Source organism: Syntrophorhabdaceae bacterium (genome assembly GCA_036504895.1).
In the GTDB taxonomy this organism is placed as follows: domain Bacteria; phylum Desulfobacterota; class Syntrophorhabdia; order Syntrophorhabdales; family Syntrophorhabdaceae; genus PNOM01.
Genome location: DASXUJ010000011.1, coordinates 23,265 through 39,700, shown reverse-complemented (window position 1 = coordinate 39,700; position 16,436 = coordinate 23,265). Strand labels below are relative to the sequence as shown.

The following is a 16,436-nucleotide window of genomic DNA, read 5'->3' as shown; positions in this document are numbered from 1 at the left end:
AAAAGGGGCGGCCGGCCTACCAGGTAAGATGGCGCACCTCCTCGGCTCCCGCTTCGGAGAGAAGTACCTTGATTTTACCTTCTTCCCCGGATTCGAAGCTCACCAGGATTCCGAACCGATCTCCCGAGAATCGCGGATCATACCCCGGGTCCGGACGAAGGCGGGGCAGGCGGGCCATGAGGATCCATGAGGCTACGGCGGCGAAGACCGCTCCGAGGACCGTTCCCTCGAAAAAGACTATAACCCACGGTATCCACGGAAGGACCGGCTTTCCACCAGTAATGAGATTAAAGGAAAGGTGCGAGTAGACTGCGAGCCCGAGGGTGGCCAGGCCTCCCAGAATGCCGCCGAGGAGGGTGACGAGCCTTGCCGGGCTCGGACCTGCTGCCATGATCTCCTCCACCTCCGGGAGCCTGATAGGGGTATATACCTTTTCTATCCGGTACTTTTCCCCCTTGAGTCCTTTAAGGGCCGCAATGAAGTCATTCAAATAGACGAAGAGGACGAGAAGTCCTTCTCTATGCGGCATGAGAGCTCTCCTCGGGACGATTCGGCGGTTTCACCTCTGCTTTGACATCGAACATGGAAATCGAAGGCAGAAATTTGACAAAGAGCAGAAAAAGAAAGAAAAAGAGACAGAAAGAGCCGAAGGTGATGGACCAATCTACCCAATTGGGCCAATAGTTTCCCCAGGAGTAGGGGATATAATCCCGTGCCATAGAGCCCACGATGATGACGAACCGCTCGAGCCACATGCCGATATTGATGAGAATTGCGATAATAAAGAGCCACACGGGGTTCCTCCGTATTCTTCTTAGGAAAAAGAACAGGGGCGCCACTGCATTGCAGAAGCACATGATCCAAAAGAGGGGCGAGTAGTACCCTGTGGCCCTGAAGAGGAATGTCTGCCTCTCGAAAATATTGCCCCCATACCAGGCGATGAAGGGCTCGACCACATATGCGTAGGCTACGATGAGGGCCATCAGAATGGAAGTTTTCGCGATCTTCTCCAATGTTTCCACGGTAATGATATTTTCAAAGTGCAAAATTTTCCTCAACGGCACGAGAAGGGTGAGTACCATGGCAAGGCCGGAATGAATTGCCCCCGCGACGAAATAAGGGGGGAAGATGGTGCTGTGGTAGCCCGGTATGATGGCGAGGGCAAAATCCCACGAGACCACGCTGTGGACTGAGATTACCAGGGGGGTGCACAAACCGGCGAGGAGGAGATAGGACATGCCGTAGTGACGCCACTGCCCGTGTGACCCGGACCAGCCCAGGGAAAGAAGGCCGTATATCTTTTTTCGTATTCCCCCCGCATTTTCTCTTACGGTTGCCAAATCGGGTACGAGGCCCGTATACCAGAAGAGAAAGCTGGCCGTCATATAAGTGGATACCGCCAGAAAATCAAAGATGAGGGGAGATTGAAAATCGGGCCAGAGGGTCCGCTGGTTGGGATAGGGGATGATCCAGTAAAAAACCCACGGTCTTCCGAGATGGATAATGGGGAAGAGGGAGGCGATGAAGACGGCGAAGATCGTCATTGCCTCGGCGCTCCGGGAGATGCTTGTCCTCCATTCGGCGCGGAAGAGAAAAAGTATGGCCGATATGAGGGTGCCGGAATGGGCAATCCCGACCCAAAAGACGAAATTGACGAGATATGCACCCCACATTACAGGGGGCCTGTAACCGGCGGAGCCCATTCCCGTCAATATCTGATAGGGCCAGACAATCAGATAGCCGTAGACGACGCCGAGAAAAAGGAAGGCCACCGCAATAAGCCAGAGCCGCCCCGGAGGCGAGAGGGTCCTCAGCACTTCACGGTCTACGTCACTAAACCTCAGTTCTTCCATTCCGCTCCCGATTGCTCTTTACATACGACATTGGGTAATCTTCTGAAGATAGATCACCCCCGGCTTCGTATTCAGCTCTCCCAAGACCTGATACGCCCTGCCCGCGTCCGTAAGCCTTGCCACCCGGCTTGCAGGATCCTTCAGATTTCCGAAAATCAACGCATCGGCAGGGCAGGTCTGGGCACAGGCGGGGGCGAATTCCCCGTCCGCGATGAGCCTGCCTTCCGATCTGGCCTTTATCCTCGCATCATTAATCCGCTGGATGCAGAAGGAGCATTTTTCCATCACCCCTTTGGTCCTTACCGTCACATCCGGGTTCAATTGCCATTCGAGGGGCGCCTCCCGTTTCCAGGTGAACCAGTTGAACCGGCGTGCCTTGTAAGGACAGTTTTGATTGCAGAAACGAGTGCCGATGCAGCGGTTGTATACCTGGTTGTTTATGCCTTCCCTGCTGTGATGCGGCGCAAAGACCGGGCATACGGCCTCGCAGGGCGCCTCATCGCAGTGCTGGCATAACATGGGGAGGAAGCGGATGCGGGGCTCTTCTTCCTCGAAATAGCGCTGGATATGAAGCCAGGCCATGATGCGGCCTTTTATCACCTGGTCCCTGCCCACGATCCCCACGTTGTTCTCCATGTAGCAGGCTGCAACACATGCGCCGCAGCCGATGCACCGGTCGAGGTCCACGGCCATGGCCCAGCGATACGTGTCGTGGAGGTGGGGGGCGTATAAATCACGCGACCCCTTATATCCTTTCTCGAGTGGGAGTATGACCTCAGGCGGGCTCGACCCCTTTTCAACATAATGATCCCAATCCAAAGACCGGGCAATGGCCCTGCCGTGCTGGTCGGAGCTCCCGTCCATATGAGCGAATACCTCCCTTTCACCCGACCGGGCCACGGCCGCCGAAAGCAAAGGTCTTATTATCCCTCCGGCGCTATCGAGACGGTTTCCGAGGAGAAGGGCCGGATTCAGAGTCCCTCCCGTGGCGTATCTGCCGAACCGTGTATGGCCGTGCCCCAAGGGCATGGCAAGCACGTCGGGCATGATTCCGGGAAACAGGTATGCCGGCGCCCTCACCGACGTCCCGCCCGAACTTATGGTGAGCACCTCTCCCTGCGAGATATGGAGCCTCTTTGCCGTGTGAGGGTTGATCTCAACCCACCCACCCCAGGTTATTGCCGTAATGGGATCGGGTAGTTCCTGCAGTACGGGCCTGTTGGCCGAGCGGCCGTCGAAAAACTGAACCATGGGATAAGAGAAAAAGGAAAGTCCATTCCCTGCCGGGACCTGATCCGGACCCGGGATCGGGAGTTTAAGATTTGTAAAAGAGGGGCGGGAAGCAGGCTTTTTCGCCGGTCCTTCGTGTTCATCCCATGAGCCGCCCTGTCGCAGGGCCGTCTCCCAGGCCTTCTGCCTCTCATTGCCTTCCTTTTCGCCGTCCCTGGAATCCCATGAGTTTCGGAGGACCTCATAAAAATCTTTCTCCGGAAACGCCGTCGTTCCCCTGAAAGCTTTTCCCAGGGAAAGGAGGATATCCCCCGGGGTCTTCGTGTCGAACACGGGACCGGTCACGGGCTGAATGAGGCCGCGGATGCCGCGCTCCGGCTCCCAATCGCCCCAGGACTCGAGAAAGGTATGGGTGGGCAGAATGAGATGGGCCAATCGGCTTGTCTCGTCGGGGAAGCTCCCCATGGTCACTACGAAAGGGACCTTCTTGACCGATTCTTCGAATCCCCAATCCCGGGGAAGGTGAAACGAAGGGTTTGCCCTGAGAATGAAGAGGAGGCGGACCTTTCCCTCCCTCATGGCCCCTATCCGGGCTTTTATTTCCCCTGCGGCTGCCGTGGCGGAAAGGGCTTGAGCACGAGAAAAATCGATCGTCTCGGCGCTTCCCGCGACGAGGCTGGAAAGGAGGTGTGCTGCCCGGGCTGTCTCCAGGGCCAGTCCGTCCTGGTATCCCGTACCTTCCGCAATTATGAGGGGTCTTTCAGCTTTCATGAATGATGCGCAGATGGAGTCGATAACCTCCTTCTTCACCCCCGACTTCTTTTGCACATAGGCAGGGGTAAAGGGGGCCACGAGATTTTTAAGCCGGGCCGCATCGTCTCTGCTCAGAGCCGGTGCATAGTCCAGTTCCAAAAGGGAATGGACGACGGCAAAGGCGACCACCCACTGGCTGCCCGGTCCGGCAGGTATCCAATGGTCGGCATTCGCGGCGGTAATGTTGATTCTCGGACCGACGTAATAGAAGGGGTGTTTGCCGTGCTCCCCCGGCTCCCGAAATTTGGAGAACTGACGGGCGAAGCGCACATTCGAAACCCACGTCTCGAGGAAATCGGCTCCAAAGGAGAGAAGGAAATCGGCCTTGTCGATCCGATAGGAAGGGATGGCGCCTGTGCCGAAGATTTCAGCCGATGCACGTCTCAGGGGCTCGTACGCCAGAGGTTCATACATGAGATGGTTCGATGGTCCCATGGATGCAAGGAATCGGTTGACCATCCGGAGCTCGGAGCCCGTGGTGAGATCGCTCAGGAAAAGGATTTCTCCCCGGGGTCCGGGAAGCGATGACGGCGCGAGTGCGGCGAGGACCATTTTCTGCCCTTCCTCCCACGACACCGGGACCTGGGTGCCGTCGGAGAGTCGTCTCGCCGGTCCTGTGAAGCGGTCGGGGTTGTAGACGCCCTGAACCGATGCCTGGCCTCTTGCACAGAGTCTCCCGCTATTTACGGGATGGAGAGGGTTGCCTTCCACCTTGATAACCCTGCCGTCCCTGTTCTTCGCGACCATACCGCAGCCTGCCGGGCATTCACGGCAGGTCGTGGCATACCAGGATGCCTCTCCCGGTACGATGTCTTCGGGCGCGGCAACGTATGGAATGAGTGTGCGGTTTGCATCGGAGCACCCGGATACCATGGCGGTGATACCCGTAAGCCCCGCTGTTTTTAGGAACTGACGGCGGGATACTTTCAATTTTCACTCTTTCCTGAAGATTTTGCTGCGTGTTAAAAAAAAATAATCACCGACGCGAGGTCGCGCAAGACATCCCATATCCACCGTGCCCGGGTTCTCCATTGGATTAAAGGAATTATGGAATTATTTTAGCTTCGCTCTTTTTTGCCGATAACAATTCGAGAAGGGTGGAAATCGTCAAACCGATGAGAAACTGGATTTATTACGGGAATCATACCGAGGCACAGGGGTCGCATCCTCTAAAAACTGCCGGGGTCGCGACCGCGCGCATTTTCAAGTCCCAAATCCAAAAGAATATGGAGATGATCAAGAGGGAGACCTGCCACGCCCAGGGGTTCATGGAAGTCCTTATGAAGCAGAGAAATAGCGGGGAAAGATGGACCAAAGAGGAGAAAGCTCTTATGAAACGCTGCCTCAGGCGATTTGCCGTGTATGTGCCTGTCATGGCCGTCTTCCTCCTTCCTTTCGGGATGGTTTTTCTGCCCGTACTGGCGGAGATCCTGGACCGCAGGCACGACAGGCGCGGCTCAGATCAATAATACCCGCCTCTTCCGGAGCTGTCGATACATATCTCTCTCGAGTCCTCGTCATCATAACAGGCCGTACAATTCCCATGGCAATCGCCATAGAGCATATTACAATAGGAGGCCGCCCTTCTCGCGTCATAGATGTCTACCGTGCCCAGGTACTGATTATCAGCCCTTTCACCTGCATAGCAGAAAACCTGGATCTCCGTCGGTCCCCAGTCTGCTGCTCCACTTCCCGCGAGAGAGACCAATCCGATGAGGGCCAGCGAGACCCCCCACACAAATTTTCGAGCCATATTTCACCTCTCCGGCCTTATCATTGCCCCTCGGCTCCGGCAAAGCCTTTCAGTTTTTAATGCATCCATTATAGACCTCCATTTCTAAATTATACTGCGCCCCCATGTCCCCTGCCAACTGCTCTTTTCGCCCGACCTCTTCCATAAGCAGGTTGTACCCGGTGATCCTCTCGCGATAATCTCCGGTTGTCCTCGCAACCATGGTCTCCTCTTTCCTTGCCTGGGAGAGAAGCAGTTTCCTTCGGTTTTCGATGTCGGTCTTCAAGGACTTGAGCTGATCCCTGCCGGCGGCTATCTCCGTTCGGAGGGCTTCTGCGCGAGAATCGAGAAAGCCGTTCGGCTTGAGACAGGGCAAAGAGCCCCTGTCCGCAGGCAATGAACGAACAAGCCCGTCCCGGGTCTGGGGGGCCGGTTTTCCAAACACCTGGACCGCCACCCACACAATTTCGCCGTTGAGCCTGCCTTTTCCCACGGCGGCCCCGATCTCTTCAATATCCCTTGAAAGGATGTTTTTACGGTGCCCCGGACTCTGGAGCCATCCCCGGACCACTCTTTCGTCGTCACCGAAAGCGCCTTTCGCGATATTTTCCGCGAGAACCCGGTATCGGTACCCTATTGTTTTGGCGGTCTCCGCCACACCCTCACGGGACGGCGAGACGTGGGCAAAGTACTGTTTTTGGAGCATATCATTGACCCGTTCGGCGGCGATTATATCGAGCCGGCGGTTCTCGGTCAGGGGCAGGAGCATCTGCTGGACCCTGGCCTCATTGGTCCAAAGTATGATCCTTTGACGGGTGAGCACCGGCTCCGGAGCCTCGGGTGAGGGAAAGGATGCCACGAGTGCAGGGAGAGTCTCAGGACGATAGGCTGTGGGGGACGCCCCTTTGACCGTTTTACCCATCACGGAAGGAAAGGGAAGGAAATTGAGGACCGTGGGATTGTCTCTCATCAGGGCGATTACCAGAAGGGCCAGGAAGAGGAGGGGTAGAATTAAATGACCCCAGGCGCGGCCGATCTTCTTTGCCGAAGGTGGAAAAACTGCAGACGCAGGCTGCCAGTTGTCCTGCAATCCCTGCCTGACCAATGCGTTTTCCGGGATGCGGCCTCGCGCGAGGAGTCTTCTCATCTCCTCTTTTGAATGAGGTCCCTTCACGAGGTCAAGTCCGTCCTCTCGTATCCGGTAATACCACCCCGACCCTTCCTCAGAGGCAGGACGGGCCTGTGTGCCGACGGACCCGGGCCCCGGCGTCACCTCGTCCTCCTCGTGACCCGCCGCAAGGATTCAGCGCGTCGCGCGAATGGATAATAGGGGCTCCATGGAGCGGATGTCTCATTATTTGCCATGATGATTCCTTACTATATTATCAGTATTTTCTCTGAATAGAGATTTGCATCAAGAAGCGTCATGGAGTCCAGTCTGATCGACCGGACGATCCTTGACAAACCCCTCGGAAGGTCGAACATTTCACATATCATCCGGCCGGGAGAGACGCCGGTAACCTGTGGGGAGGCTAAGAATGGCGGAAAAGACGAAGCGTGAAAAAATTCGATTATGTCCCTATTGCAAGACTACACCGGAGGACAAAGATGAAAAAAGCTGCCCGGCGTGCGGCGTCGACCTTCTTACCCATTGCCCCAGTTGCCGTGCCATTTTAGAAGAGAACGGAGACGCGAGGGAATGCAGGGCATGCGGCTTCAAATTTGAAGAAGAATAGAGATTTGTGCTCTATGGACCCAAGGCTGCATAAATTTCCCCTATGGGAAATATTTTCCTACCTCCATCAAAGATCGTCAGGGAATCGGCGGCCGCAAAACAGAGGCCGGTAACGGATCCGGCACGATCCTCTTCCGCGGGAATGGAAACGGCATGGCTATTGCATTTTCTGGGTGCAATAACCCCTCAGCGCGGGTTCACGAAGGACGTTGGGAAGCTTCTTTTTTCGTTCTCGAGGTCCGGTGTTGAAAGAAAGGAGGCAACAAGTGGTAAGCGGGATTAATGGAGCAGGGGGTTCCATGTACCTGGCACAGATACGGCAGGCGGCGATGAACCTTCAGACAACCGGAGGCTCGAGTCTCGTCAACACAACAAAGGCGCAATACGCGTCAAAGACTCGCGAGCTCCCTTTGGGTCAGGTTTTCGGCAAGATAGACACAAATGGGGATGGGGTCGTAAGCAAGGAGGAGTTCGACCAGGTCAAGTCGACCACCGACAAAGAGGTCGCACAGGCCCTCTCGAGCCTGAAAACAGGCTCTACGGCATCGTTTGTAAGCATGCTCCAGGGGGCCAACCAGGCGACCACCGGGGCATCGGGGACGGCAGCGCAGGACGACGCTCTCTCTTCCGACCGGCTCTTCGGCAATATCGATGCCGATGGAGACGGGGTAATCACACGGGATGAATTTCAAAACCTGGGCTCGGCGCTTCGGTCCGGCGGGGTCTCGGGCGGACAGACCGCGGCTGCCTCGTCCGCTACCGGTTCTATTCCGACTTCGTCCATGAAAAGCAGCGCCACCAATCCTCTGGCGGCCCAGCAGAACGCGGTGATAGGCGCGGCCTCCCAAACGAGAGCCCTTATGGAGCAGGCCATGACACAGTATAAACAGCTTGCCCAAACCGGGGGAATCACGGGGAGCATGGGCCATTATCTCTTCACGGGATAGGGCGGTTATTGGATTCGCACGATATCGGAGCTCACGAGGCCCTGAAGCCGGAAGCCCATCCGGTCCAGGGCCTTCTCTTCATGGGATACTATTGAGTCCATGGGTGCATCAGAGGAAAAACTCTCTTACCTGGGGACACATTTCTTCCGGGACCACGACGCTTACCGGCTCTCCGAGGAGGGCCTGGAAAAAATTGAGGTCCGACGCGTAGTCGCGGAGGTTGAGAAAGGTTCGCGGCACGATCCGGAAATGGGAAGAGAAAAAGCCCTGATTCGACGGCCCGAAGAAGAGAGAGGCGTTGAAGCTGTCTATCCCTTTATGCATGAAATAGCGGAATACCCTGAGCAGCCCTTCCACGAGAGCGCCGAGATCCTTCCCGGTAAAATCATCTATTGAATACACTTCCGGGAATAGAGCGAGAACTTCACCGAGAAGCCCGTGAGACACAAAGGGGGTGATCCAGATGGAATCTCCGGCTCTCCCTATATACCGGCTTTGCAGTCTCTCTTCCTCTCTCCCCAGCTCATGCCAATAATTTAACCCTTTGCTGTCCAGGAAGAGCTTCGAGGCGTTCAACTCGTCCATGTATTGGTTTCCCGGGTGGGCTGATGCAAAATACTGCTGGTGGGGGTGTACCAGACCTCCCCCGGAGGGAGGCATATAGTTCCATGTCATGACGTGATAAGGCAGGGACGGCTCTCGTGACGCGATGGTGCGAAGAAAATCGAGACCGGTCGAAAAGGCGTCCTCAAGCCGGGAAGAGGTCAAATCTCCGAGTGGCACCACATGGTCGTCCGCCATTATGACCACTCCGTTATAAATGTCGTAGGGAAAGAGATTCGGGATGAGGAGGGCTTCGTTTTTACCGGGTCTTCTCTCTCGGAGGACCCCTTCCGGAAATTGGGGGGTATATTTCTGCCTGTTTTCAGGGCAAAAGGGGCAGAACCCCTTCACCTGGGCCGTTCTGTACGCGTCGAGGGGGAGCCGGGGCGGAGTTACGGCGCCGAAATGGGAAATATGACCCGTCCTTCCGGTGAGTGGATCGAGACGCACCTCAAAGGGCGCGCGGGTAGGTGCGAAGCCTTTTCTCGGATCGAGAAAAGTGCTTTCGTATTCCTTTCTCTCGAACTGTATGGAAGACGGCATTGTCCATCCCTCCCTCATCTTATTTTTGAAACGCCAACACTATAACAGACTTTTTGCAACTCTTCACCATTTTAACAGCCCGCCCCTCCATCTTTGTTTTATGGATTATGAGAGCTCCCTGATTTATACTTATGAATAAAGACAATCGAGGGTAAAGAATACAATGGACGAAAAAGAGACGGACCGGAAGATTGTCGCCCGGGGAAAAGAGTTGTTCCGGATCATGGAGGGGCGAAAGCCTTCGCTCTTTGACGAAAGCCGTTGGGTCGGAATGATGATGGCATGGTCCTTCAGGCACGGCGATATTCGGACCGGGATGCTCCGCTTCGTGGATGTCTTCCCCTCCCTTGTCACTCCCCGGCTCCTCGCGGAGCATGTGAAAGGGTATTTCGGCAAAGACGTCAGCTCCATGCCTGCACCCCTTCGCATCTCCGTGCGGGCCGCTTCCCATGGGGGCCGGTTCAGCGCCGCCATTTTGAGTGCAATTGTCCGAATCGGCATTCAAAAGATGGGCAGACAGTTTATTGTGGGCGACACGATTGCGCGCACCCTCAGGGGGCTTGCGGCGGTAAGGCGCTCCGGATGCGCCTTTTCGGTAGATATCCTCGGGGAGGCGGTCCTTTCGGAGCACGAGGCGGTCCTCTATGAAAACCGGTATCAAGACCTCCTCACCACCCTGAGGCGGGCGGAAGCCTCGTGGAAACCTATCGAAGGGCAAGGGACCTCCCTCGACTGGGGATATGCGCCGAAGATCGCCCTCTCCATCAAACCGAGCGCCCTTTACTCTCAAGCGAAGCCCCAGGATTTTGACGGTTCCGTCGAGGCCATTCTCCGCCGGCTGAAGCCTTTTTACGAAAAAGTAATAGAGGCAGGAGCTTTCCTGACGATCGACATGGAGTCTTATAGGCTCAAGGATATGACGATAGAGGTTTTCAGGAGATTGCGTCGGGATTATGCCTCCTATCCCTATCTGTCCATAGTACTGCAGGCATATCTCAAGGAGACGGAACGAGACCTGGAGAGCCTCCTCGAATGGAGTAAAAGTCTCGGGCTCCCCATAGCCGTGCGGCTGGTGAAAGGGGCATACTGGGACCATGAGGTCATGAGGGCGAAGCAAAACGGATGGGACATTCCCGTGTATACAGGAAAGGCCGAAACCGACGCGGCTTTCGAGCGCCACGCACGTACGATACTTCAGAACCATGAGATTGCCTATCTCGGGTGTGCCTCCCACAATATCCGCTCTATCGCGGCAGCGATGGAGACGGCGGATCGATTGGGCGTGCCCCGGGACCGGTACGAATTTCAGGTCCTCTACGGGATGGCGGAACCGGTGCGGGAGGCCCTTCTTAAGACTGCGGGACGGGTCCGTCTCTATTGTCCGTCAGGAGAAATTGTTCCCGGCGTGGCATATCTGGTACGGCGCCTTCTGGAGAATACGGCAAACCAGAGTTTTCTCCGTCTCATGTTCGGCGAGAAGGCTGAAGTGGGGGAGCTTCTCAGGGATCCCCGCTCCATTGGGAGTAAAGGTCGCAAAGAAGCATCCGATGCGATGGAGAGCGAAAGGCCGCATGACGGGGAAAGCCCTGTTGCCGCGCCTTTCAGGAACGAGCCGTCAACCGAGTTTGCCTCTCAAAAGGACCGCGAGCTTTTCGCCCGGGCTCTTGTATCGGTAAGGAATAAATTGGGAGCTGCCTGTCCCCTTTATATCAATGGAAAAGATCGGATCACCCCCGATACCCTTCCCAGTCTCAATCCGGCCGATTCCCGGGAAGTGATCGCCCATGTATGCCAAGGCGGAAATGAGGAGGCTGAAGAAGCAATCGGGGCTGCTGTAGCTGCTTTCGGCGGCTGGCGGGACATGCCGTACGAGGAGAGGGCAGCGTTTCTCCTGAGGGCCGCCTCCTCTTTTCGGACCCGAAAGTTCGAACTTGCCGCATGGCAGGTCCTCGAGATCGGCAAACAATGGGATCAGGCATACGGGGACGTGAGCGAGGCCATAGATTTCATGGAGTACTATGCCCGGGAGATGATACGCTTCGGCGCGCCCCGCCGGCTTCCATCGCCTCCGGGAGAGCTGAACCATTCCTTCTATGAGCCGAGAGGTGTGGCGGTGGTCATCGCCCCATGGAATTTTCCTCTCGCCATCAGCTGCGGCATGGTCTCCGCGGCGGTGGTCACAGGCAATACGGTAGTATACAAACCGTCTCCTCTCACCCCCGTGACCGGGCGCCTTCTCGTGGAGGCATTCCAGGAAGCGGGACTTCCTCCGGGTGTATTCAATTTTATCCCGGGCCGTGCGGAAGTGATTGCCTCGTGCCTTACCGATCATCCCGCAGTACGTACCATTGCTTTCACGGGTTCCACAAATACAGGGCTCGGCATAATAGAAAGAGCGGCGATCCTGCGTCCCGGTCAGGAGGGCGTGAAGAAAGTCATTTGCGAAATGGGGGGTAAAAACGGGATAATTATCGATGAGGATGCGGACCTCGATGAGGCCGTCCCTGCAATCATTCATTCCGCCTTCGGTTTTCAGGGACAGAAATGCTCATCCTGCTCCCGGGTAATAGCCCTCGCCTCCGTGTATGACACACTTGTGGAGCGGCTCATTGGCGCGGCCCGCTCTTTGAGGATAGGCCCTGCCGAGAATCCGGCTTGTTTCATGGGACCCGTTGCCGACGAATTGAGCTGCGCGAGAATTATGGATTATATAAAAATTGCGGAGAAGGAAGGAACCATACTCTATTCCGGGAGGGTCCCGGCGGGAGGCAATTATGTGCCTCTTACGATCGTAGGAGATATACATCCCGGACACACCATTGCCCAGGAGGAGATATTCGGACCCGTCCTTGCCCTCATGAAGGTAAAAACCTTCGAGAAGGCCCTCGAATGGGCAAACTCGGCCAGGTTCGCCCTTACGGGGGGCGTATTCAGCCGTGACCCCGCGCACCTGGAAGAGGCGCGGCTACGTTTCAAGGTAGGGAACCTCTATCTGAATCGCTCTATTACGGGCGCACTTGTGGAACGCCAGCCTTTTGGAGGCCTGAAGCTTTCGGGGCTTGGGACCAAGGCAGGAGGGCCGGATTACCTCCTCCATTTTATGGATCCCAGGGTGGTAACGGAAAACACGGCTCGCCGCGGCTTCTCCCCGGATATTTCTTAAGGCGGCGATGAAGTCCCCTCTATACCCGGCATATTGGCCGAACCTAGTGATAAGGAGAGAAGAATCATATGAAAAAAGAGAGCCCCATCGCCCTGTTCGCGATTACCCTGTTTGCCTTTGCCGCCTGCGGCTGCGGGGGCCTTCATGTCAATATAGGCGCCGAATCGAAGAAAGAGCCCCTGAAGGAATATGTGCTCCAGGGGAAGGAAGGCGACAAGGTCCTTGTGGTTCCCATACGGGGGTTCTTATCCGACGCCCCGAAAAAAGGTCTTCTCCATGACCGGCAAAGCGTGGTGGAGGAAGTGGTGGCCCAGCTTAGGCTTGCCGAAAAGGATGAAAGAATAAAGGCGCTGGTACTCGAAATCGACTCGCCGGGCGGATCGGTGACGGCGAGCGACATCTTGTACCGGGAGATCACGGACTACAAAGAGCGTACGAAATCAGCGGTGGTGGCGGTGCTTATGGACGTCGCTGCCTCCGGCGGCTATTATATCGCACTGGCCGCGGACAGGATCGTCGCCCATCCCACTACCATTACAGGATCGGTGGGAGTGGTATTCATCTCTCCCAAGGTGGAAGGACTTATGGGTAAGCTCGGGGTAACCGTCGACGTCAGTAAATCGGGAAAAGAGAAAGATATGGCCTCCCCTTTTCGTCCCGCCACCCTTGAGGAGACAAAGATCTTGCAGAGCCTTACGGACAGCCTAGGGGCCAGGTTCGTCGACCTGACCGTCGCGAGACGGAACATCGACCCTGCGGTCCGGGCCGAAATCGCGGGGGCACGGATCTATCTCGCAGAAGACGCGCTACGGCTAAGGCTCATCGACCGGATAGGGTATGTGAAAAATGGCATCGCCGAGGCACGGGGGCTGGCGGGCCTTCCTCAGGACGCGAAAATCATCGCCTACCGCCGGGCAAAATATCCCAATGACAATGTCTATAATACCTCCTCTTCCAGCGGGACCGGTGAGGTCCTTTCCCTGGCGGAGATGAGCCTTTCCGAATTCATCCCTTCCCTCCGATCGGGGTTTTATTACCTGTGGGCGCCGGGCATAGGGGAGAGACAGTAGGCGCTTCGGGAAGGGGAAAAGGGGTGGGGAAAGTCTCGGCCGTCGGTTAAAAAAAGGTGGCCACGGTCAGGACGTAGAGGGCGCCGAGAATCACCGGCCAGTAAAGGAGCTTCGATATCAGATTCTCTTTGTACTGGACGTGAAATTTTGTGCTTCCCGTAACGAAAAGAATGGAGCTTATGGGCACCCATAGGAGGGCGACATACATGGTGAGGTAAAAATATTCAAGGTAGAAGATCTCCTGGGTCGGAATCCTTCCCCTGGTGCTGATATGGGCAAAGATGAGGACGAAAAACATGGAGCCCACAAATACCAGATTTTCACCGATGTCCATGGAGAATTTCCTCGACATCCTCTCTTCCGTCGAGATGAACATGACGGCAAAGAGGAGGAGCGCCACGATGATGAGGGGCGTCATGTTACGTATGAAGGCATCCATCAGATTTCGCACGATGGCGACATTGAAATAGAGCTCCGGGATCATATCCCTGCCCAGGTAATTTTTGATTCCGAAATTGGTATCGTAATCTTTCGACACCAGCTCGAAAAAGGTCCGTTCGATCTTCCAGTCCGGTAAATCGAAAGTCTTTTCCAGCCCCGGACGGAAACCCGGGTTCATGAGTTTATAAGAGTCGAGATCGGGCACGAGCACCGTATTCCTGCCGATCTCCTTCGGGGCGAGCCGTATCCGGATAACCTCGTGGTCAACAGGATATTTCGAATAATCGAAATGCTGGTAAAGGGTTCCGGAAAAGTGCCATCCTAAGACATTCATATCATCCAATTTACGGGAGTATATCTCCTTCACCCTCACTTCGTCGACTGCATCAGGAAGGACAAAGCCCATGGCGTACTCCCTGTCGAGATTGGACGGATATTTTTGCCAGATATAGCCGTTTACCGCCAGCTTATTCGCACCGGAGAACTCCATGGAATGGATAAACATGCCTGTCGGCACGTAAAGAGGCCTATTCGCCCTGGTTTCCCGTGAGTTTAGATCGTAGGAGTTGGTGAAGTTGAGGAGGCTGGCACGGCTCACTATCTTCGGCCCCTGAGACTTGAGGTCCGTATCATAGGAGAGGGCAAGGTGCCACAGGCATCCTATCCCTGCCACAAAAATCAGGGATGAGACGAAACAGGCCACCCATAGCTTACCCTCGATACCTTTCTGGACGCCGCAAACAAGGCAGAGAAGAGTGAGAAGGAATACGATGGAGAGGGTTACGATACGTATCAACTTATGCCTGAGCACGTCGAGGTCGATTGGTATATCATCCTTGATGAAGGTAGTATGGATAGACCAGCTCGCCGAAGGGATGGGCCTGTAAAGGAGCCACGAGAGCTGTCCTGTCGTCGTGCTCTTATGATCCATAATCCCCGATTCTCCTCTCACTGTCCTCTCCGCGGCGATGAACCTGTCCCTGTCGTGAAAGGTCTTGCTTACATCCCAGACTGTTTTTCTATTCCTTACGAATTCGTAGTTGGGATGGTACAGGTACACACCCTGTTTAGACATGATCGCACTATATCCACCGGAGCCGAGATCAATCGATTCGACTATCTTCTTTATTTGAGTGAGTGAGATGTCGAGGGCGACCACGCCTCCGAATACCTGTTTTTTCGTCACCGGGTCTGTTTTTGAAAAAGGCACTGAATAGGTGGTCATGAGGGTGGCGCCGGCGGTGCCGAAATAGGGTTCGATCCACAAGGCGCCCTGATTCATGGGAAGAGAGAACCACTCATGTTCAGGTAAGGTGTAATCGTAATAGGACTCAATCCGGCTGAGCTCGGGAGCGGTTTCTCTCCTCGAATAATAGGGCGCATGGAGCCTGACCTCTTTTTTATACGCATAGGGCGCATATGCAACGCCGAGGCCGTGAATATGGGGGTCCCCCTCGACAATCGTTTTTATCTTACCCAGGATCTCATGGTCGTCATATTTCCCCATATCGTTTAATTCCGTAGCGAGGAGATGGGCGACGCGCATATACTTCTTAAATGTGTCGTCTATTTTCCGGGCCGCTTTGTCCGTATTGTCGACGGCACGCCCTTTTGTAAGGGCCGTGATATGCGAGGTATAGGCAAGGTGGTCATGGAGGAGAAGAAGGGTCCCGAAGAGACTGGCGGCGGCGACAAGGGAGAGAGACCAGCCGAGAATGCGTTCAACCCGGCTCCTCTTTTTGATTTTTGTCTTCTCGTGAATTCCCATAAAATATTTTAAGCCACTCATTTTATTACAGACTCATGAAGATTACAAGCAATTCATCGTTAACGGAGGCGACGGATGAATAGAGCACGGATTGTGACGTGCTTCAGGAGAAAGGGTCCCTCCGTCTTTACCGCAAAGCTTCTCGCCACAAGGAGAGATCACTTTGACCCCGGAGCAAAATATGCTATTATTTGACCGGGTGTAAGGATTATCAACGCGCCCCGGTGATTGCAGGCGCTGAATGGGCTCTGCTGAACCAGGTACATGATAGCACGAAAATAAAACCGGCACGGTTTTAAAGAAGGAATGAGGTGAACCATGGGAAAAGTGACGTGTCCCGTTTCAGGGGAAAAATGTGTGGAGTGCGGGGTATACAGGGCCCGGCACATCCACTGTTCGTTTTTCAAGAGAAATATCGAAATAGATTACAGCCAGGAGGAAATCCTGCAGCGACGCAGGCAGATGGAGGATGAATTAACCGCGGAAGGAGTCTGGGACATAGAGAGGCAACCCAAGAAGAGCCGTTAATCTTTCATAT

At 55.2% G+C, this 16,436-nt stretch carries 13 protein-coding genes; 6 read left to right on the top strand and 7 right to left on the bottom strand.

Annotated elements, in window-relative coordinates:
• Positions 1-16: 16 nt before the first annotated feature.
• The 3 genes from VGJ94_01635 to VGJ94_01625 are packed head-to-tail and all read right to left on the bottom strand — an operon-like array spanning position 17 to position 4,826.
• Complete coding sequence (locus VGJ94_01635) at positions 17-529, bottom strand: quinol:electron acceptor oxidoreductase subunit ActD (GenBank protein HEY3275294.1); 513 nt, start codon at positions 527-529, stop codon at positions 17-19.
• Positions 519-1,853, bottom strand: coding sequence for an NrfD/PsrC family molybdoenzyme membrane anchor subunit (gene nrfD, locus VGJ94_01630; protein ID HEY3275293.1), 1,335 nt, complete (start codon positions 1,851-1,853; stop codon positions 519-521). Before nrfD ends, VGJ94_01635 begins: the two co-directional genes overlap by 11 nt.
• 18 nt (positions 1,854-1,871) lie before the next feature.
• Positions 1,872-4,826 (bottom strand): molybdopterin-dependent oxidoreductase, encoded by a 2,955-nt coding sequence (locus VGJ94_01625; protein ID HEY3275292.1) that lies wholly within the window; start codon positions 4,824-4,826, stop codon positions 1,872-1,874.
• 302 nt (positions 4,827-5,128) lie between these two features.
• Here VGJ94_01625 and VGJ94_01620 point away from each other — a divergent pair, with 302 nt between their 5' ends.
• A complete protein-coding gene (locus VGJ94_01620; protein ID HEY3275291.1) occupies positions 5,129-5,365 on the top strand; it encodes a hypothetical protein in 237 nt (78 codons plus the stop codon).
• Here VGJ94_01620 and VGJ94_01615 read toward each other — a convergent pair.
• Together VGJ94_01615 and VGJ94_01610 are read right to left on the bottom strand one after the other, a co-directional pair.
• Positions 5,359-5,649, bottom strand: a complete 291-nt coding sequence (locus tag VGJ94_01615; GenBank protein ID HEY3275290.1) for a hypothetical protein — start codon at positions 5,647-5,649, stop codon at positions 5,359-5,361. The two genes, VGJ94_01620 and VGJ94_01615, sit on opposite strands and share 7 nt — an antisense overlap.
• Positions 5,650-5,698: 49 nt before the next feature.
• Entirely contained in the window at positions 5,699-6,901 is a 1,203-nt protein-coding gene (locus VGJ94_01610) for a CAP domain-containing protein (protein HEY3275289.1), read from the bottom strand.
• 265 nt (positions 6,902-7,166) lie between these two features.
• Between VGJ94_01610 and VGJ94_01605 the strand changes: the two genes are divergently transcribed.
• Both VGJ94_01605 and VGJ94_01600 read left to right on the top strand, forming a co-directional pair.
• Positions 7,167-7,364: a hypothetical protein gene (locus VGJ94_01605; GenBank protein HEY3275288.1), complete on the top strand. Its 198-nt coding sequence runs from the start codon at positions 7,167-7,169 to the stop codon at positions 7,362-7,364.
• Between the two features lie 265 nt (positions 7,365-7,629).
• On the top strand, positions 7,630-8,310 hold the full coding sequence (locus tag VGJ94_01600; protein ID HEY3275287.1) for an EF-hand domain-containing protein: 681 nt from the start codon (positions 7,630-7,632) through the stop codon (positions 8,308-8,310).
• 108 nt (positions 8,311-8,418) lie between these two features.
• On the opposite strand, the gene VGJ94_01595 is transcribed toward VGJ94_01600, so the two are convergent.
• Positions 8,419-9,456 carry a hypothetical protein gene (locus VGJ94_01595; protein HEY3275286.1) on the bottom strand — a complete coding sequence of 346 codons (1,038 nt, stop codon included), beginning with the start codon at positions 9,454-9,456 and terminating at the stop codon, positions 8,419-8,421.
• Between the two features lie 163 nt (positions 9,457-9,619).
• Between VGJ94_01595 and VGJ94_01590 the strand changes: the two genes are divergently transcribed.
• Together VGJ94_01590 and sppA are read left to right on the top strand one after the other, a co-directional pair.
• Positions 9,620-12,619: a proline dehydrogenase family protein gene (locus tag VGJ94_01590; GenBank protein HEY3275285.1), complete on the top strand. Its 3,000-nt coding sequence runs from the start codon at positions 9,620-9,622 to the stop codon at positions 12,617-12,619.
• 68 nt (positions 12,620-12,687) lie between these two features.
• Positions 12,688-13,689: a signal peptide peptidase SppA gene (gene sppA / locus VGJ94_01585; protein ID HEY3275284.1), complete on the top strand. Its 1,002-nt coding sequence runs from the start codon at positions 12,688-12,690 to the stop codon at positions 13,687-13,689.
• A gap of 46 nt (positions 13,690-13,735) precedes the next feature.
• Here the strand turns inward: sppA and VGJ94_01580 are convergent, their stop codons facing one another.
• Complete coding sequence (locus VGJ94_01580; protein ID HEY3275283.1) at positions 13,736-15,919, bottom strand: cache domain-containing protein; 2,184 nt, start codon at positions 15,917-15,919, stop codon at positions 13,736-13,738.
• A 297-nt stretch (positions 15,920-16,216) separates the two neighbouring features.
• Here VGJ94_01580 and VGJ94_01575 point away from each other — a divergent pair, with 297 nt between their 5' ends.
• Positions 16,217-16,426: a hypothetical protein gene (locus VGJ94_01575; GenBank protein ID HEY3275282.1), complete on the top strand. Its 210-nt coding sequence runs from the start codon at positions 16,217-16,219 to the stop codon at positions 16,424-16,426.
• Positions 16,427-16,436: the final 10 nt, after the last annotated feature.